The sequence below is a fragment of the Candidatus Terasakiella magnetica genome, from assembly GCF_900093605.1.
Classification (GTDB): Bacteria; Pseudomonadota; Alphaproteobacteria; order Rhodospirillales; family Terasakiellaceae; genus Terasakiella; species Terasakiella magnetica.
Window position 1 is genome coordinate 1 of sequence record NZ_FLYE01000005.1, and the last position, 18,025, is coordinate 18,025.

Consider the following 18,025-nt stretch of genomic DNA (forward strand, 5'->3'; position numbering starts at 1 on the left):
CTTCTGGCCTGCGCCAGAATGACCAGAACGGAAATTTATTCAACCCCGTCCTTACCTGCCATGATTTTACGGCGACCCACACGATCAGGGGCTGTGACAATGCCTTCTTCTTCCATCTGGTCCACAATGCGCGCTGCCCGATTATAACCAATTGAAAGGCGACGCTGAATATGGCTGGTTGAGGCTTTACCATCTTGAATACAAATCTGAACCGCCTGATCATAAAGCGCATCCCCACTGGATGTATTGCCGCCCACAGCACCTGTTGGCATGACTAAACCGTCAATAGGCTCATCACTTTCTTCAGTGACCGCTTCAACATAGCTCGGCTCACCCTGTTTTTTCAGATGGGTGACCACTTCTTCAACTTCTTCATCTGAGGCAAACGGGCCATGCACACGTGAAACCTGACCACCGCCCGGCTTAAACAGCATATCCCCCATACCCAAAAGCTGTTCAGCACCTTGAGTTTCCAAAATAACGCGCGAATCGATTTTGGTTGTCACCGTAAAGGCAATGCGTGAAGGGAAGTTGGCTTTAATCGTTCCGGTCATCACATCGGTTGACGGACGCTGGGTCGCCATAATCAAATGGATGCCGGCTGCACGTGCTTTTTGTGCCAAAGACTGAATACAGGCATCAATCTCTTTACCCACCATCAACATAAGATCGGCAAACTCATCCACGATAATCACAAGGAACGGCATAGCCTCCATATCAAGGGGCTGTTCTTCGAAAATCGGTTTACCTGTTTCAGGATCAAATCCGGTTTGAACGCGACGCGTGAGCACCTCGCCTTTCTTGCGGCTTTCTTCCAGCTTGGCATTATAGCCGGAAATATTTCGCACCCCAAGGTTTGACATCAAACGGTAGCGCTCATTCATTTCCTGAACACACCATTTCAGTGCCATCACCGCCTTGCCCGGCTCCGTCACCACAGGGGAGAGCAAATGTGGAATGCCGTCATAGACAGACAATTCCAACATTTTCGGGTCAATCATAATGAACTTACATTGTTCTGGTGTCATGCGATAAAGCAGGCTCAAAATCATGGTATTTACACCAACCGACTTACCAGAACCTGTTGTACCAGCCACCAACAAGTGTGGCATACGGGCCAAGTCCGCCATGACGGGTTGCCCACCAATATCCACACCCAACGCCATGTTAAGCGATGCTTTTTGGTTCTCAAAACTTTGGCTTTCCAACAGCTCGCGCAAATAAACCGTTTCGCGCCGTGCATTTGGCAGCTCAATCCCAATCACGCTACGCCCCGGCACAACCGCAATACGAACCGACACCGCAGACATGGAACGTGCAATATCATCAGCTAAAGAAATAACCCGCGATGTTTTTGTGCCTGCCGCAGGTTCCAGCTCATAAAGGGTGACAACTGGGCCCGGGCGTACTTCAACAATTTCACCTTTAACGCCAAAATCACCCAAAACCTGTTCTAACAGTTCTGCGTTATGTTCAAGAGCCGCGCGGTCAATTTTTGAGGCTTGCTTTTGCAAAGTGCTGGCTTCACACAACAGATCAAGCGGCGGGAAGTTATAGCTATCAGGGGACAGAACCAGATTTTGCTGTTTGGCTTTTTGTGATTTTTTCGGCAAGACCACTTCGGCTTCAGGGGCCTTAATCTTCTTGGCTGATTTCTTGCGTTTTAAAACCGTAATTTCTTCTTCAATCCCGCCTTCTTCTTCCTCGATCATTTCTTCAAGCTTGGTGCGCTGAAGGACATTTACACCTTTGCTCACCGCTTGGGCTGAACCATGGACTGTCCCTTTGGCAGCCACAGCAACACCATGGCCCATATGGGACCATTCACGTTTGGAAAGGGCCAGACCATAAATCAAACCGACAAAACCAAACACACCGCAGATCACAGCAAAAAAGAGATCCAAAAACGGCACTTGGCCCAGACCAAACAGGGCAACCAGCCCGAAAAGCCGCTCACTCAACATCAATCCGGCCAAACCGCCCAAACCACTACGCAGCGGCCAATCAGACGGCATGGCAAATGCATGGACTGCGACAGAAAGAAACAGGGTTGCAAAACATAAAACAATCAGGCGCATCCATAAATTGGAAACCATCTGTTTTGTAGAAATACGCCATGCCCATGAAAAGAGAACGAGAACAGGGATTGCACTCATCAATCCAAAGGACTGCATCATCACATCAGCCACATAAGCCCCAATTGGCCCTAAGAGATTTTGCACATCATGGGGTGAGGCACTGTTAAAAGAAGGATCACCCGGTGTGTAGCTCAGCAAAATCATCGATAAGATAATTGCGCCTGCACCCAACATCAGACCTGAAATTTCAATTGCGCGATGGGTCAAAAAGTCCCGTGCACCCGGGGGTAAAAGCGGGCTGCGTTGCGGTTTTGTTGTCGTGCGGGCCATCAAAATTCTCTTTCAACATGCAGATAGAGTCACTGTTATGCTCTAGTCTATATAAAGAGAGTTAAGGGATGGTTTACGGTGATTTTGTTCTATTCGAACTCTTTGACAAGCGCCTCAAAACTCACGCCCCATGAAGAAAATGGATGTTCTGAGATGTAAGAATTAAAGAAACGATTATCATGGCTGACTTCCGGTCCAGCCCAATCGGGTTTTTCAAAAGATTGATCAGGGCTTTCCAGTTCAATTTCTGCCATAACAAGCCCGTCATTAACCCCATGAAATTCATCAATTTCCCATGTATTACCCGCAGCTTCAAGGGTATAGCGGGTTTTCTCAATAGCATCGCCGCACAGTTCAGCGAGCATTTTTTCACAATCTTCATTGGGAATTTCATATTCAAACTCAAGGCGTGAAATCCCGCCGCGATCTGCCTTGATGGTGAGGAAGGATTTTGGCCCCTTGGTGCGCACCCGCACGACCACGGACTCATCCTTGCTGATATAGCCTTGAGAGATTTTCTTACAATCAGCCCCGTCTTTCCAACCAGACCCGATTACCAGAAATTTACGTTCAATTTCCAACTGGTTTGACATGATTGCTCTCTTTCTTTTTAGTCTTTGGCAAAAGCCACGTTTAAGGCCGCGCGCACCACTGGATTAATCTCATATTTTTTCTGATCTTTTATGTCATGCGCACTCATCATGCGCCATGCGGAATGTTCATCCGAGAGTTTGATTTTTTCAAACTTATGATCAATCTCACAGGCATAAAAAATCATCACCCGTTCGGCTTTGTCTTTTTCTTCAAAACTACGTCGCCCGGCATAAATGATATCGCCAACATTGACCTTATCAAAACCGATTTCTTCCAAGATTTCACGTGCGATACTTTTTGCCATATCTTCGCCCGCATCCAACTTGCCCCCGGGAATATCCCAATGGCTTTTACCTGCCTTTTCCATCATCAAGATGCGGCCTTTTTTATCTTTGATAATGGCTTTCTGGCTTACTGAAAAGAGAGCGCAGTCATTTATGAGAGAGGGCACGGGTTTCATCCTGTCCTGATATTTGAAAAACAGCTCTTCAGTTTTGCCATAAGTGGAAAGCCATTGTCGACATGCAATTGCAAAGAAATGTTAAGCTATTGTGAAAATCCGGTAAAAGGTTGGAAAAAAAGGAAAAAATACCCCCCTACAAGCTCCTTTAATGCTAGGCAAAATAAACAAAAATTGTCAGGCAATTCAGGGAAGGTCCTATCTCATGCCATTCAAGCATATTTTGCTGCACCTCGACGCAACGCAACAATGTGAAAAACGCATCACCATTGCCATTGATTTGGCAAAAAAAGGCGATGCACACATTACAGCACTTTTCTGCCAAACCGACCCGGAAATGTCGGCAATTGTTGGTAATCACCCTGTCAGTGACGACCTGCGCAAATTGGCAAAAACGGCTGAAGAAGGCTTCTTGGCAAAAACCGAAGAAGCCGGTGTTCGTGCCAGCGTCAACAGCGCACTTTGCACCAGCCACGCACAAGTCATTCAGGCTGTCACATGGGCAGCGCGCACCAGCGACATTGCCATCCTTGGTCAATATGACTGGTCCAAGAACTACAGCGCGATCCCGTCTGATCTGGCTGAAAATGTGATTGTTCATTCCGGTCGTCCGGCTCTTGTCATTCCATTTGCAGGTGATTTTGCCAATATTGGCACACGTTGCCTTGTGGCTTGGAATGGTGGTCGTGAATCTTCACGCGCACTTAACGATGCCATCCCGATGATGAAAGACGCCAAAATAGTTGAGATCTTCGCCATTCAAAAAGAAGGCGTAAAACGTCCTAGCGAAAATGAGCTAGTTGAACATCTTGATAAATACGGCATTCCAGCAAAAGCAGCCCATGCCAAACGTGAAAACGTCGGCGTCACAGACTTGCTGCTATCTCATGCCGCAGATGAAAGCTCTGATCTGATCGTCATGGGTGCCCATGGTCATTATGGTGTGTCGCATATGCTGCGCGGTGGCAACACCCGCGAAATCCTCAAGCATATGACCGTGCCTGTGTTGATGTCGCATTAATCGACATTTTCACCATGGATCACTTCCATGGATAAATCTTTAAGTTAGGCCAGACGCTTTTCCAGCGTTTGGCCTTTGCTTTATAGGCATCGGGAAATTCCAGCATATGATTGGGCCGCACGATCATGCGCAAGAGATTTTCAAACCCAAAGGGTGCATCAAAAGAAATGCGCGAGCCGCCGCGTCCTTGCAAGGCAATGGCCTGCACTTTTGAGGGATAATAGCGCAAGGATTCAGTCGCCGATTTAAGCTCAGGATAGGGCAGGCCGAATTTGGGCTCATACCACATATGAACACGTGACTGGTTTTTTACCTGAATTTTCACATCCAAATCCTGAAAAAGCGCATCTGCGCGCAAAGCCATGACTTCTTCGGCTTCACGGCTTTGGTCCGGGTCATAATAGATCAAGTCATAATCTAAAATTCCATCACAAGGGTTATGCCCTTCCACCACATTCCACACGGTTTGAAACAAACAGCCCGACACCAGCCAGCAATCTGGTGCATCCAGCATATGCATGCGATCTAAAATAATCTTGTTATAGGGGTTCATCAGCACAAGCTTGATCAAGGTATCGGCATTGCGCGATACGTCATAGCGCGGCAGATTATCGGCAAAAAGGAGGCTTTCCTCCCCATCACTGGGAAGCTCACGGCGGTATCGATTGACAATATGCCCTTTACGTCGCATGACGCCCTTTTCCTCAACACTTGTGAAGATAAGATAACAAATTTATCAGGTAAAATCAGCCGCTTTTACGTTTTAGATTGCTCACGAAAATGCCAACGAAAATGATCCCAAGCGCACTGAGCATCTCTGTCGGGACTTTTTCCCCCAGCGCAAGGGCGGCAATCCCCACGCCAAAGACAGGCACGAGATAGTTATTTAAGGCCAGAAAACTCACACCGGAGGTATTGATCACCTGTAACAATAAGATATTGGCAAGCGCGGTTGGAAAGAGCCCAAGATAAATCAACGCACCGAGATGTTTTACATCCGCACTATAGGTCCATGGCTGATCAATAATGATGGAGGCTGGCACCATCATTATTGCTGCAATAATCATAGAACCAGACGCCACCACCATAAACGGCACATGGGAAAGCCTGCGCGCAATGATTGAGGCCCCGCCATAACAAAGTGCGGCACTGACAATCGCGCCTTGGGCCACAAGGTCTTGGCCCAATCCATAAAGCACACTGGGGCCAACCAAGACAAGCAAGCCAGCAAAACCAATACAGACCCCCGCCACCATATAGGGGCTGAGCTTTTCATCATCGGTAAAGAAATGCGCCATGATCGGCACGCTAAGCGGAATGGTTGACATTAAAACAGCCGTCATGCCGCCATCGACAAAATGCTCCCCCCATCCAATGAGAAAGAAAGGGGCGGCATTACCTAAAACCGCAAGCCAAAACAGACCAATCCAGACAGAACGTTCCCGCGGGATGCTCTCTTTGCGAATGATGGCAATAAAGCTCAGCACCACAGCTGCCAAAGCAATGCGTGCAGCCGCTATAGACACAGGTCCGACTTCCTCCAAGGCGATTTTAATCATGGTGAAGCTTGAGCCCCAGATCATCGCCAAAATGACGAGCATGATAAATCCGCTAATGGAGAGGGATTTGGACATTGTTTCTTACATCCCTTTTTTCGTCATGCAGGTACAGACCTGTATCAGTATGACAATTATCAGTCTTTGGTTGCCACGCCCGCATCGCCAAAGGTTGCCATATTATTATGGCACGCCACAGCTGAGCGCACGAGGCCCACAGCCAAGACCGCACCACTGGCTTCACCCAAACGCATATCCAAATCAAACAAGGCTTTCTTGCCGATTTTTTCACAAAGCAACTGATGGCCCGGCTCTACGGAATTATGCGCCACCATGCAATGATCCAACGCCCCCTTACAGGTGGCTTCCAAGGCAGCAACTGCACTGGTACAGACATAACCATCCAGCAAAACCGGAATGCGTTTCATGCGCGCAGCCACAACTGCACCTGCCATGGCAACCAGCTCACGCCCGCCAAGACAACGCAATACATCCAGCCCGTCTTTCATGGCGTCTTTATTGACCAGTACCGATTCGGCCACAACGGCGATTTTATGACCCATGGCTTCATCATCAACACCTGTGCCGCGACCAACCCATGTTTCTGCCGCCCCGCCATAAAGCCCATGGGCCACGGCAGCGGCTGATGTTGTATTGCCAATGCCCATCTCACCAATACATAACAGGTCAGTATGGTCTTTAACCGTTGTCATACCATAAAAGAACGCTTCTGCCATATCTTCATCAGACATGGCTGGCCCTTTAGAAAAATCGGCTGTTGGTTGATCCAGCGCCATTTCATGAACTTGCAGGTCCACATCAAACGTCGCACAAATCTGGTTGACTGCCGCCCCGCCATTAATGAAGTTCTGCACCATCTGCCCCGTCACTTCTGGGGGATAGGCTGACACGCCGCGCGCCACAACACCGTGGTTTCCGGCATAGACATTACAATGAACCGATTTTGCCCGTGGCGGGTATGAGCCCTGCCATCTTGCCACCCAATGGCTGACTTCTTCCAAACGGCCCAGCGAGCCTTCCGGCTTGGTCAATTGTGGTTCACGCGCATCGGCCTGTTGTTTGGCACTTTGGGAAAATTCAGGTAAAACTTTTAAAACTTCGCGGATGTCATCCAGTGATTTTACATGGGGTAACGTATTCATAATATCCCTACTCTCTTTCCCAATGGCGGATCGTTCGTTATAAGAACATAACTTTACAAAAGAGATAGCACGCAAACCATGACAGATACCAGTTCAACCTTTGAAAAAAATGCGCAAAACCCTAAAGCTTGGTGGGAAGATATCCAACTGGCAGTCGTCTTCCTCACCCGACTGCCGTGGAAGTTGAAAGAAGAGCTCGCCCCACAGGCCTTAAACCGTGCGCTTCGCGCCTTTCCCTTAATCGGGCTTTTGGTTGGCGGTCTGTCTGCCACGGTTTATGGACTTGCCCATATCTTTGAAATTCCACCCCTTGCCTGTGGCTTGCTTGCTGTGCTCACCAGTGTGTTGTTAACAGGCGCGCTTCATGAAGATGGCTTGGCCGATGTTGCAGATGGTTTTGGCGGGGGCGCAAGCCGGGAGCGCAAGCTTGAAATTATGCGCGACAGCAGCCTTGGCAGCTATGGCACCATTGCGCTTATCCTATCCATTGGTCTGCGCAGTGCCGCCCTTGGCGGGTTTGAAGACTGGATGGTGGGCGCGAGTGTTATTGTGGCGGTTTCCTGCCTATCGCGCATTGCACCTGCCTTGTTGATTTACCTGATGGAAAGCGCGCGCACGGATGGCCTTGCTGCTAGCATGGAAAAACCGGACTGGATGATTGTGGTGCAAGCATGCGGGCTTGGCATTGCGCTTTTCTTGTTATGTACGCCGCTTGATGCCGGATTTGTCACCATAGTCATGGGCTTCACCGCCCTTTATGTTTTCCAAGGTCTTGCACAAAAACAAATCGGCGGGCAAACAGGCGATGTGTGTGGCGCTGCCCAACAGGTGATGGAAATAACAATGATTGTGGTGCTGGCAGGATTGGCATGAGCCTAAGCATCACCAAATTTCATTGGATACGCCATGCCCCTGTCAAAGCCATGATGCCCGGTCGCATCTATGGGCAGCGCGATGTGGGCTGTAAACTAAATGATACGGAACGTTTGCTCTCTTTGGCAGACCAGCTTCCCAAAGAGGGGATTTGGGTCAGCTCAAGCCTGTCGCGCACAAAAAAAACCGCCAAGGCCATTGGTGAGCAAAAGGGCTGGAAAGTGCGCCCACTGGCCTATAAAGAACTGATGGAACAGAACTTTGGCCTTTGGCAAAGCAAAACATGGGACGAGCTGGAAGATGACCCCGCAGGTGATGCATTTTGGAAAGACCCCGCCGCCACCTGCCCACCAGATGGCGAGAGTTTTGAGCAACTCTGCACACGGGTGCAAAAATGCATCAACCACCTGATTAAAAAATATAACGGACAAGAAATCATCTGTGTGGCCCATGCAGGCACCATTCGCGCAGCCCTTGCCCAAGCCTTGGATATGACGCCAGCGTCTGCCTTGCGCCTAAAAATTGATACGCTGTCGCTTTCACAAATCAGTCATTTTAGCGACCCTGATAAAGACAACACATGGTCTGTTGAGCGGGTTAATTTTTGATCAAATTGACAATTCGCAATGAACATTAGATTAGCCTAAAATAAAATCTCCTAAAAAAATGGACAAATCCCACTGAAATGGGCGGAACAATTTTTTAGGAGGAGGCATAAATGTCGATCAAACATCTACTTGGGCGTGGATTGATCGCATGTATGTTGATGGTGTCACCCGCCCTTGCGGCGATGGATAAAACCTCAACTGCAGACCACACCCAATTCAAACAGCTCCAGCAGGAGTTTAAAACCGGACCGGACGTGACAGCGGCTTGCTTAGAATGTCACACCGAAGCATCCAAACAACTTGAAAAGACCACGCATTGGACATGGCAGTTTGACCATATGAACGGTCAAAAGCTCGGCAAACGTGAAGTGGTCAATAACTTCTGCGGCACTGTGGCTTCAAACGAGGCACGTTGCACCAGCTGCCATATTGGCTATGGCTGGAAAGATTTACGAAAAGAACATCCTGCGGGCAATAATGTGGACTGCCTTGTCTGTCATGACACCACAGGGAAATACAAAAAATACCCAACCGCTGCGGGCCATCCAAATTACGAGCCTAAAGCATGGCCGCCAAAATCTAAAAAAATCCGCCCTGTTGTGGATTTAAAAATGGTCGCTCAAAAAGTCGGCCCAACCTCGCGTGCAAACTGCGGGGCCTGTCATTTTTATGGCGGTGGCGGCGATGGGGTAAAACATGGTGATCTAGATAGCTCCCTTGCCAACCCCAACAAAGAACTTGATGTCCATATGGCAAAAGAGGGCGCGAATTTCAGCTGTGCCACCTGCCATAACCCTAAAGGCCATGATGTACCGGGCTCACGCTTTGACATGCAGGCCAAAGATACCAAAGGCATTGATGTTGCCAGTGCTGAATATAAAGATCATGCCTCTTGTGAATCATGTCACAGCATGAAACCGCACAAGAAAACAGCCAAGCTGAATGATCATACCGATAAAGTCGCCTGTCAGACCTGTCATATCCCTGAATTTGCCCGCGGCGGTGTTGCCACCAAAATGTGGTGGGACTGGTCCCAAGCTGGCAAAATGAAAAATGGTAAACCTTTTGCCATCAAAGATGATAAAGGCCACATGATTTACCATAGTAAAAAAGGTGACTTCAAACTGGCTGAAAATGTCGTGCCTGAATATGAATGGTTTGACGGCAAAATGCGCTACACCCTGCGCAGTGACAAGCTTGATGACAGTAAAAAAGTCGTACCGATTAACACGTTTGGGGGGTCTTACAATGATCCGAACGCACGGATCTGGCCTTTTAAAGTCATGCGTGGCAAACAGCCTTATGACACTGTGAATAAAACATTCCTTGTCAGCCATGTATTTGGCAAAGACAAAACGGCCTATTGGAAAAACTTCGACTGGCAAAAAGCTTTAACAGCCGGGTCTAAATATGTCGGTGAGCCTTACTCTGGCAAATTTGATTTTATCGAAACAACTTACCACTGGCCCCAAACCCATATGGTGGCCCCAAGTGATAAGGCACTGGGCTGTGATTCCTGCCACACCAAAGGCGGACGTTTGGAAAAACTCACAGGTTTCTATATGCCGGGTCGCGATAAATCCGACACGTTGGATACCTTGGGCTTTGCTTTAATCGGGCTGACCGGAGCAGGCGTGGGCGTACATGCGCTTTTGCGTCTTTTGGGTCGTCGTAAAAATAACGGGGAGGGCTAAGTCATGAAACGCGTCCTTATGTATAAACGTTTTGAACGTTTCTGGCACTGGGCACAGGCCGTACTGGTCTTGATGCTCGCCTTCACGGGTTTTAACATTCACGGCACCTTTGATGTGGTGAGCTATGAGCAAGCTTCAGAAATGCATGGCATTTTATTATGGTTGCTCTTGGGCTTATGGGCCTTTGCCATTTTCTGGCATTTCACCACAGGGGAATGGAAAAACTATATTCCCACAACGGAAAAACTGGGCGATGTGATCCGTTATTACAGCTCCGGCATCTTTAAAGGGGAAGAACATCCTTATGAGAAAACACCGGAAAAGAAACTCAATCCCTTGCAACGCATCGCTTATTTGAAATTAAAACTGATCATCAATCCGGGCTTGATAATCTCCGGCTTGCTCTATCTGTTTTATAACGAATGGCCTGAAGCTGTGGCGGCGATCTTGAGCTTGGAAATCGTTGCCTTGATCCACACAGCCTTTGCTTTCTTCATGGTTACCTTTGTGATTGTCCATGTGTATCTGATCACCACCGGTCATACGGTTGGCGCGCACTTAAAATCCATGGTCACAGGCTATGAAGATATTCCAGACCACAAAGGCGCTGAATAACACCTCTTCCATTCAGTGCTACCTTGATACGCTCTCTTTTTTCAAACAAAAGAGAGCGTTTTTTTTAATTAATTTGCACCAATTGATAATTCGCAATGTGCAAAGACCAAGTTTCGCACATTATCCCCTCACCCGCTGAAAAGGTACCCTCCCTTCAGCATTTGATCTTAAAACCCTCTTTCACCTCCCCAGACGTGAAAGAGGGTCTTTTTTTGTTCAAACAAAAGCAAAAATATGTATAGTGCGCCCAACCATATTGATGTTGCGAACACAAAGGAAATCCCATGTCTCAATTCAAAACACTGAGTGATTATGATGTTGCCGGAAAACGCGTTCTGTTGCGCGCAGATTTAAACGTCCCCATGAAAGACGGCGTCATCACAGACACCACACGAATTGATCGCACTTTGCCCACCATTCAGGAATTGGTGGAAAAAGGTGCCCGCGTTGTTCTCATCACCCATTATGGTCGCCCAAAAGGCCAGCGTGTGGCTGAAATGTCGGTTCAACCCATTGCAGGCGCGGTGGCTGAAAAACTGGGTAAAGACGTTAAATTTGCCTCAAACTGTATTGGGGACGAAGCTGAAAGCACAGTTGCCAGCCTTGGTGATGGTGATGTGTGTATTTTGGAAAACTTGCGTTACTACAAAGAAGAAACCGATAACGATCAAGGCTTTGCTGAAAAACTGGCAAAACTTGGTGACATTTATGTCAATGACGCCTTTTCTTGTGCGCACCGTGCCCATGCCTCTACCGAAGCCCTTGCACGTTTGTTGCCTTCTGCGGCAGGTCGTTTAATGCAGGCTGAACTTGAAGCCCTTTCTGGCGCACTTGAAGCCCCAGAGCGCCCTGTGGCTGCTCTTGTTGGTGGGGCAAAAGTCTCAACTAAACTTGATGTTCTCAATAACCTCACAGCCAAAGTCGACATGTTGATCATTGGCGGAGGCATGGCAAATACTTTCCTTAATGCCCAAGGCATCAATATTGGCAACTCTTTATGTGAACATGACTTAGCTGATACGGCAAAAGAAATCATTGCCTCTGCTGCAAAAAATGGCTGCGATATCATGCTGCCTGTTGATGGTGTAGTCGCCAAGGAATTTGCCGCAAATGCAGAAAACCGCACTGTCAATCTTGCTGATGGTGTTGAGGGCGATGAAATGATCTTGGATGTGGGTCCGGCTTCTGTAGCAGATGTGAAAGAGCGTCTTGCCAAATGTAAGACAATCGTTTGGAACGGCCCCATGGGTGCCTTTGAAATCGCGCCTTTTGATAATGGTACAAACGGTGCGGCCCAAGCAGCAGGTGAGCTGACCAAAGCGGGCAAGCTTGTTTCTGTTGCAGGTGGGGGTGATACGGTTGCCGCCCTTGAACATGCAGGCGCAAAAGCTGATTTCACCTATATTTCAACAGCAGGCGGGGCCTTCCTTGAATGGTTGGAAGGTAAAGAGCTGCCCGGCGTTGAAGTGCTACGCGTCAAATAAAAAATCTAAATCTCACCCCGGCTTAACTTGAAGCTGGGGTGATTTTTTTCAAGATGATGACCCAAACAGCGAACATCACCAAAGGTGCAGAAATTCTGTTAACAGATATGGGCTATGCCTGTCTCACAGAAATGAAACTGCCAAATGAGCGCCGTGTTGATGTGATTGGCCTCAACAAAAAAGGCCAAATTTTCATCGTAGAAGTTAAATCCGGCCTTGAAGATTTCCGCACCGATCAAAAATGGCAAGACTATCTTGGCTATTGTGATTTCTTTGCCTTTGCGGTCGATGAAACTTTTCCAAAAGACATCCTCCCCCCTGAGCATGGTTTGATCATTGCCGATCAATTTGAAGGCTTTCAACAGCGCCAAAGTCCTGAAAATAAGCTCAATGGGGCACGCCGTAAAAGCCTAACCTTAAAATTTGCCCGAACCGCTGCAAAAAGGCTTACAAAAAGATCAGGTTTAATTTCTGCTCAGAAAACCGTATAGTCTGCAAAATTATTTTTACAGATATAAGGCCATGGTCATGCAACAAAATCTTTCACTGCCTCAAGCCCTGCAATATGCGATGCAGCAGATCAATGGCAAGCAGTTCCCCCAAGCGCAAGACCTGCTCACTCAAATCTTGAAACAAGTTCCCAATCATCCTGATGCCCGCCATCTTTTAGGCGTCACTTACATGATGCAGGACAAATTCAAGCAGGCCCAAAACGAAATTAAGAAATCCCTACAGGGCAATCCTAAGTTTGCCATGGCCCATTATAATATGGGTAATGTGCTCATAGGTTTGGGAGAACCGATCAAAGCCATCACGTCTTTTAAAAAGGCGCTTAAAATTCAGCCTGATTATCTCCAAGCACACCGCCGCCTCTGTGATGCGCTTTATGCTTCTGAACAATTTGATGAGGCGGAGAAAAGCTATCGCGACCTGATGGGAAAAATGCCCAAGGACGTCTCCTTAGTCGTCAATCTTGCTGATATGCTTGATACCCAAGGTAAATGGGATGCGGCTGAAGAACTTTATCAAAAAGCCATCGATATGGCCCCAAGCGAGGCTGTGCTTCATACCAAGCTTGCCAACACGCTTAATCAGGCAGGTAAATCCAAAGAAGCTGAAAAAGTTATCAAAAAAGCCTTGAAGCTCAAGCCCGATTTCCACCCCGCCCATATGGCTCATTCCTATATTATGCTCAGCCAAAGCAAGGCCAAAGAAGGCCTAAAAGCCGCCGACAAAGCCTTGGAACTTTTCCCCGGTGAAACAACGGCTGTGGCGTGGAAACTGACCGCGCTTGACCAATTAGGCGGTGGTGAAGAATATGACCGCTATATGGATTTTGACACATTTGTAAAACCTGAATGGGTGGATGTGCCAGAAGGCTTTAAAGATATCGACGCCTTTAACGAAGCCTTGGTCAAACATGTGGAAAACCACCCCAAACTGTTTGAATTTGAACATTACGAAGTGACGCGCTACGGCAAGGAAGTCAAAGATATCTATTCTGAGCCCATGGGCCCGGTCAAACAACTCAAAGCTGCCATGGAGAAACATGTGGCTGAGTATATCGCCAACTTGCCTGATGACCCTGATAATCAGTTTGTTGCCACAGCCCCAAAAAAATGGCGCATCAAGTCTTGGGCCAATATCCTGTCTGGCCCCGGTCGCCAGATCGCCCATATCCATGGTGAGGCTTGGATGAGTGGCTGTTATTACGTGCGCCTGCCCGATATTATGAAATCAGACGATAATCCAAACAATGCAGGCTTTATCGAATTTGGTCAGATCAATGATGAGTTCCCTAATCTCACCACAGATCGTTTACGCTTTATTCAGCCCAAAGAAGGTTTGGTCGCTTTGTTCCCGTCTTACCTCTATCACTCTACAGTTCCGACGGAGAGTACCCAGCCACGCATCGCCATTGCCTTTGATGTGGTGCCTGTAAAGTGACAAAGGTCTCTTACGTCATAACGGTCTATAACAAGGCCGCTTTCCTGCCCGGTGTCATTGAGGCCATCAAAAAACAGGAAGGTGAGTTTGAGCGTGAGTTGGTTTTTGTCAATGATGGCTCAAGTGATAACTCCCTTGAGATCGTAAAAGAGGAAACCAAGGGGCTAGACAATGTCGTTATCATTGATCAAAAAAATCAAGGCGTTGCCATTGCCACCAACAACGGGGTGAAAGCTGCCCGTGGCAATATCATTAAGCTGGTCGATTCTGATGATATTCTCGCGCCATTTTGTACAGAACTTTTGCTCAAGACCATGGTTGAAACCCAAAGTGATTTTGTGTTTGGGATTTCCGGTGAATATGACAGCGAAATCAATTTTGAACCCCCGCATGAGCCTGAGGTCGTGACCTTTGATGATCCGCTTTATAGCGTGATTGATCGCGGCTTTGCCCGTGTGAGCCACTGCCTGTTTAAAAAAGAGCTGTTTAAAAAAGCAGGCGGCTGTGATGAGAGGGTCTTTTCCCAAGACCATTCCTTATTCATTCGGCTTTCCACCCATGGCAAACTGGCACAAGTGCGCCATATTGTGTGTTTATCGCCTATGGATGAGCCCGGGCGCATTATGAACAACAATGCTCAAGTCATTCATGATGCTACCATTGCACTGGCCTATCACCTTCAAGACCATACGGAACTGAGCGCAAAACAAAAAGCCACCGCACAGAAAAAGATCATCTCGCGCGTTTGGAAATGGGCAAAAAAGGAACATAAGGTCGGACTTTTCAGTTCTGAATTCCTGCTTTATGTGGTGTCACGCTGCGGGGTAAAGCTGCAAGGCGAACAACTGGTCTATCTTTGTGGCATTTTTCGAAAAAACGCTACTGTCAGACGGCCTTAATTCTGCTACAAGCAGGACAAATCATCTCAATCGGGGTAGGAAACCATGAGCCAGCCAGAAGTTACGTTTGTTCTGACCAGTTGTGGTCGTGTCGATCTTCTGCAAAAAACGATCGAAAGTTTTGAAAAACAAAACACCTACCCGATCAAACGCGCCATCATCACTGAAGACTCCTGTGACCCTGAGGTCTATCAACAGGTCCAAGACCTATTTGGTGATCGCTTTGAGATTTGGGCCAATAAAGAAAAGAAAGGCCAGATCAAATCGATTGTGGATGCCTATGCCAGCATTGATACGCCTTATATTTTCCACTGTGAAGATGACTGGGAATTCACCCGTCCAAACTTCATTGAAGAATCCATGGCGATCCTTGAAAGCAATCCAAAAATTCTCCAACCCTTTTTGGAAAGCATTGAAGATGCCAATATTGCCACCGAAAGTGTTGAGCTTTTCAAAGCTGAAGACAAGGTTGAACTTGAAAGCACAAGTTACCTGACTTTTAGTGTGGCTGAAGGTTGGGAATGGGGCTTTTTCTCGTTCAAACCGGGCCTGCGCCGCAAAAGCGATTACGACCTAATCAACGGCTATGCGCGCTTTACAAACGAGCTGGATATCGGCTGTGTCTATAAAGAGCAAGAGTTTTACTGTGTCGTTCTAGACCCACCAGCCATGATCAACACAGGTCATGAACGCCATGTGGCCGACCCGACGCGCATCTGGCCCAAACGCCGCAAAGCCGGTAAAGAAAAAGGCCTCAGACGCCTCGCCAAACATGTCAAACGCCTCTTTCGCGAAGGAAAGTGGTGACATGAAACAGACAATTCGCGACCTTAAAGAAAAACACGTTAAACACCGTTTTCTCTATAAGCTGTACCGCCTGATAAAACACACCCCCTTCCAAGCCTATGCCAGCTGGGGCGAAGACTTAATCGTCTCTCGCATCTATCGCATCGGGCGTTTTAAAAAGAAAAACTATAAAGGGGTTTTTGTTGATGTAGGCTGTAACCATCCGGTTATTGGCAACACAACCTACCCACTTTATAAAATGGGTTGGCATGGCCTCAACATTGACCTGACAGCCGATAACATCATGTTATGCTCGCGCCTAAGAAAACGCGATATCAGCATTCAATGTGCCATCAGTGATGAAGAAGGCGAGATCGAATCGTATATTTTTGATCCGGGCAGCGGTTTAAACACTCTTGATAAAGAAGCCGCTGACGAAGGCGCTAAACTTATTGGCAAGCCTTACACTATTGAAAAAATCAAATCTCAGCCTTTAAATAAAACCATTGCTGAAAACCTTGGTGACAAAAAAATCGATGTGCTTAATGTCGATGTTGAAGGCCATGAAATGTCCGTTCTGGGTACCTTTGATTTTCACAAATATGCCCCTGATGTGATCATCTGTGAAATCCATGCTGAAACGGTTGAAGACGTGATCAATAAAGAAGTCTATCAGCTCATCAAAAATAATGGCTATCACTGTTTTTCTTATTGTGGATCAACAGCCCTCTTTGCCCGTAATGGCTGGGACTATACCCTATAAGGTGTCGCGACGTTTTTGATCTGCTTTTCCCATACTCAAAAAAGTCACCCGCAATAAAACCAGCATCGCCAATACGATGGTTGAACCAAAAACAAGGACAAGGGTGAACGGGTCATCAATCGCTTGAACCATATCTTCAAGAAACGGATATTCTTTGATCAGTTCATCAAGGCTCATGACTGTTTCTTCCACAGGTTAAGGGCAGCTTCATACGCCATATCTACCGATAAACTGTCCATCAGGCTATCGGTTTTTTTGTGATCGAAATTTTCACCAAACAGCTCGAGAAAAGGCACTTTGGTGCGCACGGTTGCGCAATGCTCCCCCCAAGGGCTATAGAGTTTTTCCTGTGTTGGGCCAAAAAGGCCAAGGGTGGGGATGTTTGCCGCCACCGACATATGCATCAGGCCACTGTCATTGCCCACATAAAATGAACAGCGTTTCAAACAGGCATAGACAACGGGCAGGCTATGTTCGCCAATTAAATCAATCTTCTGGCTTTCCTCCAGCCCGTTAATCAATCCTTGTGCCTGTTCACGCTCAGAGACATGACCAAACAGGGCGATTTTCACCCCGGCTAAGGGGCCATCAGGGGCGGTGAGGCGTTGGCAAAGTTCTAAGAAGTTTTCTGCGCGCCATGTTTTCCCGCGCCAATTTGCCGTTGGCCCCACAGCGAGAATTTTTTCCCCCTTAGGCAATAAGGTATCGGCCTGTTCTTCATGGGCCTCATTGGTCCATAACACGGGGCCTTGGGCGATATCGAGATCAAGAAGGTCTGAGAAAAGTTCCACACGGTGTTTTGATTTATCATCGCGCAATAAATGCGTGCCACGCAGTGTGGGAAACAGGTAAGTGATCGGCCCATTGCGCAGGTCAATCACGCGGTACCACCATGTAAAGCCGCACTCTTTCCACAAATCAACCCAATGCATGGAGCGTTTCTTTTTCGTCATCACAAGGATGCGTTCCACCTGCGGGGTGGCTTCAAACAAGGGCGCTGCCACCGGGCCACAGGCAATGGTAAATTTTGCCTCTGGATGGCGCTCAATTAAATTATTGAGCAAGCCTGTTGATAAAACCGCATCACCGATACGTGTGGATGTAATGAAAAGAATGCGCAAAATATTAGACCTTCGGGTCTGATGAAACCGTCA

General features: G+C 47.6%; 19 protein-coding genes. 11 read left to right on the forward strand and 8 right to left on the reverse strand.

Features of this window, described 5'->3' with window-relative positions; genetic code table 11:
* Positions 1 to 35: 35 nt before the first annotated feature.
* The 3 genes from MTBPR1_RS05215 to MTBPR1_RS05225 form a co-directional block, all read right to left on the reverse strand.
* A complete protein-coding gene (locus MTBPR1_RS05215; RefSeq protein WP_069186511.1) occupies positions 36 to 2,408 on the reverse strand; it encodes a DNA translocase FtsK in 2,373 nt (790 codons plus the stop codon).
* 89 nt (positions 2,409 to 2,497) lie between these two features.
* Positions 2,498 to 3,001 carry a CYTH domain-containing protein gene (locus MTBPR1_RS05220; protein ID WP_069186512.1) on the reverse strand — a complete coding sequence of 168 codons (504 nt, stop codon included), beginning with the start codon at positions 2,999 to 3,001 and terminating at the stop codon, positions 2,498 to 2,500.
* 17 nt (positions 3,002 to 3,018) lie between these two features.
* Positions 3,019 to 3,453 carry an NUDIX domain-containing protein gene (locus MTBPR1_RS05225; RefSeq protein ID WP_165602616.1) on the reverse strand — a complete coding sequence of 145 codons (435 nt, stop codon included), beginning with the start codon at positions 3,451 to 3,453 and terminating at the stop codon, positions 3,019 to 3,021.
* Positions 3,454 to 3,667: 214 nt separating this feature from the next.
* Here MTBPR1_RS05225 and MTBPR1_RS05230 point away from each other — a divergent pair, with 214 nt between their 5' ends.
* On the forward strand, positions 3,668 to 4,483 hold the full coding sequence (locus tag MTBPR1_RS05230; RefSeq protein WP_069186514.1) for a universal stress protein: 816 nt from the start codon (positions 3,668 to 3,670) through the stop codon (positions 4,481 to 4,483).
* A 19-nt stretch (positions 4,484 to 4,502) separates the two neighbouring features.
* Here the strand turns inward: MTBPR1_RS05230 and MTBPR1_RS05235 are convergent, their stop codons facing one another.
* The 3 genes from MTBPR1_RS05235 to cobT are packed head-to-tail and all read right to left on the reverse strand — an operon-like array spanning position 4,503 to position 7,202.
* Complete coding sequence (locus MTBPR1_RS05235) at positions 4,503 to 5,174, reverse strand: nucleotidyltransferase family protein (protein ID WP_083222903.1); 672 nt, start codon at positions 5,172 to 5,174, stop codon at positions 4,503 to 4,505.
* Between the two features lie 55 nt (positions 5,175 to 5,229).
* Positions 5,230 to 6,117, reverse strand: a complete 888-nt coding sequence (locus MTBPR1_RS05240; protein ID WP_069186515.1) for a DMT family transporter — start codon at positions 6,115 to 6,117, stop codon at positions 5,230 to 5,232.
* A gap of 59 nt (positions 6,118 to 6,176) precedes the next feature.
* On the reverse strand, positions 6,177 to 7,202 hold the full coding sequence (gene cobT / locus MTBPR1_RS05245; protein ID WP_205631210.1) for a nicotinate-nucleotide--dimethylbenzimidazole phosphoribosyltransferase: 1,026 nt from the start codon (positions 7,200 to 7,202) through the stop codon (positions 6,177 to 6,179).
* Positions 7,203 to 7,280: 78 nt separating this feature from the next.
* Here cobT and cobS point away from each other — a divergent pair, with 78 nt between their 5' ends.
* The 10 genes from cobS to MTBPR1_RS05295 all read left to right on the forward strand — a co-directional run bounded on the left by cobS (position 7,281) and on the right by MTBPR1_RS05295 (position 16,871).
* Positions 7,281 to 8,075: an adenosylcobinamide-GDP ribazoletransferase gene (gene cobS / locus MTBPR1_RS05250; protein ID WP_069186516.1), complete on the forward strand. Its 795-nt coding sequence runs from the start codon at positions 7,281 to 7,283 to the stop codon at positions 8,073 to 8,075.
* Positions 8,072 to 8,683, forward strand: a complete 612-nt coding sequence (locus tag MTBPR1_RS05255; protein ID WP_069186517.1) for a histidine phosphatase family protein — start codon at positions 8,072 to 8,074, stop codon at positions 8,681 to 8,683. Before cobS ends, MTBPR1_RS05255 begins: the two co-directional genes overlap by 4 nt.
* Positions 8,684 to 8,793: 110 nt before the next feature.
* Entirely contained in the window at positions 8,794 to 10,377 is a 1,584-nt protein-coding gene (locus MTBPR1_RS05260; RefSeq protein ID WP_069186518.1) for a tetrathionate reductase family octaheme c-type cytochrome, read from the forward strand.
* A gap of 3 nt (positions 10,378 to 10,380) precedes the next feature.
* On the forward strand, positions 10,381 to 10,992 hold the full coding sequence (locus MTBPR1_RS05265; protein ID WP_069186519.1) for a cytochrome b/b6 domain-containing protein: 612 nt from the start codon (positions 10,381 to 10,383) through the stop codon (positions 10,990 to 10,992).
* A gap of 284 nt (positions 10,993 to 11,276) precedes the next feature.
* Positions 11,277 to 12,476 (forward strand): phosphoglycerate kinase, encoded by a 1,200-nt coding sequence (locus MTBPR1_RS05270; RefSeq protein ID WP_069186520.1) that lies wholly within the window; start codon positions 11,277 to 11,279, stop codon positions 12,474 to 12,476.
* A gap of 53 nt (positions 12,477 to 12,529) precedes the next feature.
* Complete coding sequence (locus MTBPR1_RS05275; protein ID WP_069186521.1) at positions 12,530 to 12,967, forward strand: MmcB family DNA repair protein; 438 nt, start codon at positions 12,530 to 12,532, stop codon at positions 12,965 to 12,967.
* Between the two features lie 37 nt (positions 12,968 to 13,004).
* A complete protein-coding gene (locus MTBPR1_RS05280; protein WP_069186522.1) occupies positions 13,005 to 14,423 on the forward strand; it encodes a tetratricopeptide repeat protein in 1,419 nt (472 codons plus the stop codon).
* Positions 14,420 to 15,322 carry a glycosyltransferase family 2 protein gene (locus MTBPR1_RS05285; RefSeq protein WP_069186523.1) on the forward strand — a complete coding sequence of 301 codons (903 nt, stop codon included), beginning with the start codon at positions 14,420 to 14,422 and terminating at the stop codon, positions 15,320 to 15,322. The genes MTBPR1_RS05280 and MTBPR1_RS05285 overlap by 4 nt, the downstream gene beginning before the upstream one ends.
* Positions 15,323 to 15,367: 45 nt before the next feature.
* Positions 15,368 to 16,129, forward strand: coding sequence for a glycosyltransferase (locus MTBPR1_RS05290; RefSeq protein ID WP_069186524.1), 762 nt, complete (start codon positions 15,368 to 15,370; stop codon positions 16,127 to 16,129).
* A gap of 1 nt (position 16,130) precedes the next feature.
* The gene (locus MTBPR1_RS05295; protein ID WP_069186525.1) at positions 16,131 to 16,871 is read left to right on the forward strand and encodes an FkbM family methyltransferase; all 741 of its coding nucleotides are present in this window, start codon (positions 16,131 to 16,133) and stop codon (positions 16,869 to 16,871) included.
* On the opposite strand, the gene MTBPR1_RS05300 is transcribed toward MTBPR1_RS05295, so the two are convergent.
* Together MTBPR1_RS05300 and MTBPR1_RS05305 are read right to left on the reverse strand one after the other, a co-directional pair.
* Positions 16,866 to 17,048 carry a hypothetical protein gene (locus MTBPR1_RS05300; RefSeq protein WP_069186526.1) on the reverse strand — a complete coding sequence of 61 codons (183 nt, stop codon included), beginning with the start codon at positions 17,046 to 17,048 and terminating at the stop codon, positions 16,866 to 16,868. The two genes, MTBPR1_RS05295 and MTBPR1_RS05300, sit on opposite strands and share 6 nt — an antisense overlap.
* Positions 17,045 to 17,992 carry a glycosyltransferase family 9 protein gene (locus tag MTBPR1_RS05305; protein WP_069186527.1) on the reverse strand — a complete coding sequence of 316 codons (948 nt, stop codon included), beginning with the start codon at positions 17,990 to 17,992 and terminating at the stop codon, positions 17,045 to 17,047. Before MTBPR1_RS05305 ends, MTBPR1_RS05300 begins: the two co-directional genes overlap by 4 nt.
* Between the last annotated feature and the right edge of the window lie 33 nt (positions 17,993 to 18,025).

Excerpts from the sequence above, each read along its gene's own strand:
- MTBPR1_RS05215 (WP_069186511.1), bottom strand. The coding sequence starts at position 2,408 with ATGGCCCGCACGACAACAAAACCGCAACGCAGCCCGCTTTTACCCCCG.
- MTBPR1_RS05220 (WP_069186512.1), bottom strand. The coding sequence starts at position 3,001 with ATGTCAAACCAGTTGGAAATTGAACGTAAATTTCTGGTAATCGGGTCT.
- MTBPR1_RS05230 (WP_069186514.1), top strand. The coding sequence starts at position 3,668 with ATGCCATTCAAGCATATTTTGCTGCACCTCGACGCAACGCAACAATGT.
- MTBPR1_RS05235 (WP_083222903.1), bottom strand. The coding sequence starts at position 5,174 with ATGCGACGTAAAGGGCATATTGTCAATCGATACCGCCGTGAGCTTCCC.
- MTBPR1_RS05240 (WP_069186515.1), bottom strand. The coding sequence starts at position 6,117 with ATGTCCAAATCCCTCTCCATTAGCGGATTTATCATGCTCGTCATTTTG.
- cobT (WP_205631210.1), bottom strand. The coding sequence starts at position 7,202 with ATGAATACGTTACCCCATGTAAAATCACTGGATGACATCCGCGAAGTT.
- cobS (WP_069186516.1), top strand. The coding sequence starts at position 7,281 with ATGACAGATACCAGTTCAACCTTTGAAAAAAATGCGCAAAACCCTAAA.
- MTBPR1_RS05255 (WP_069186517.1), top strand. The coding sequence starts at position 8,072 with ATGAGCCTAAGCATCACCAAATTTCATTGGATACGCCATGCCCCTGTC.
- MTBPR1_RS05260 (WP_069186518.1), top strand. The coding sequence starts at position 8,794 with ATGTCGATCAAACATCTACTTGGGCGTGGATTGATCGCATGTATGTTG.
- MTBPR1_RS05265 (WP_069186519.1), top strand. The coding sequence starts at position 10,381 with ATGAAACGCGTCCTTATGTATAAACGTTTTGAACGTTTCTGGCACTGG.
- MTBPR1_RS05270 (WP_069186520.1), top strand. The coding sequence starts at position 11,277 with ATGTCTCAATTCAAAACACTGAGTGATTATGATGTTGCCGGAAAACGC.
- MTBPR1_RS05275 (WP_069186521.1), top strand. The coding sequence starts at position 12,530 with ATGATGACCCAAACAGCGAACATCACCAAAGGTGCAGAAATTCTGTTA.
- MTBPR1_RS05280 (WP_069186522.1), top strand. The coding sequence starts at position 13,005 with ATGCAACAAAATCTTTCACTGCCTCAAGCCCTGCAATATGCGATGCAG.
- MTBPR1_RS05290 (WP_069186524.1), top strand. The coding sequence starts at position 15,368 with ATGAGCCAGCCAGAAGTTACGTTTGTTCTGACCAGTTGTGGTCGTGTC.
- MTBPR1_RS05295 (WP_069186525.1), top strand. The coding sequence starts at position 16,131 with ATGAAACAGACAATTCGCGACCTTAAAGAAAAACACGTTAAACACCGT.
- MTBPR1_RS05300 (WP_069186526.1), bottom strand. The coding sequence starts at position 17,048 with ATGAGCCTTGATGAACTGATCAAAGAATATCCGTTTCTTGAAGATATG.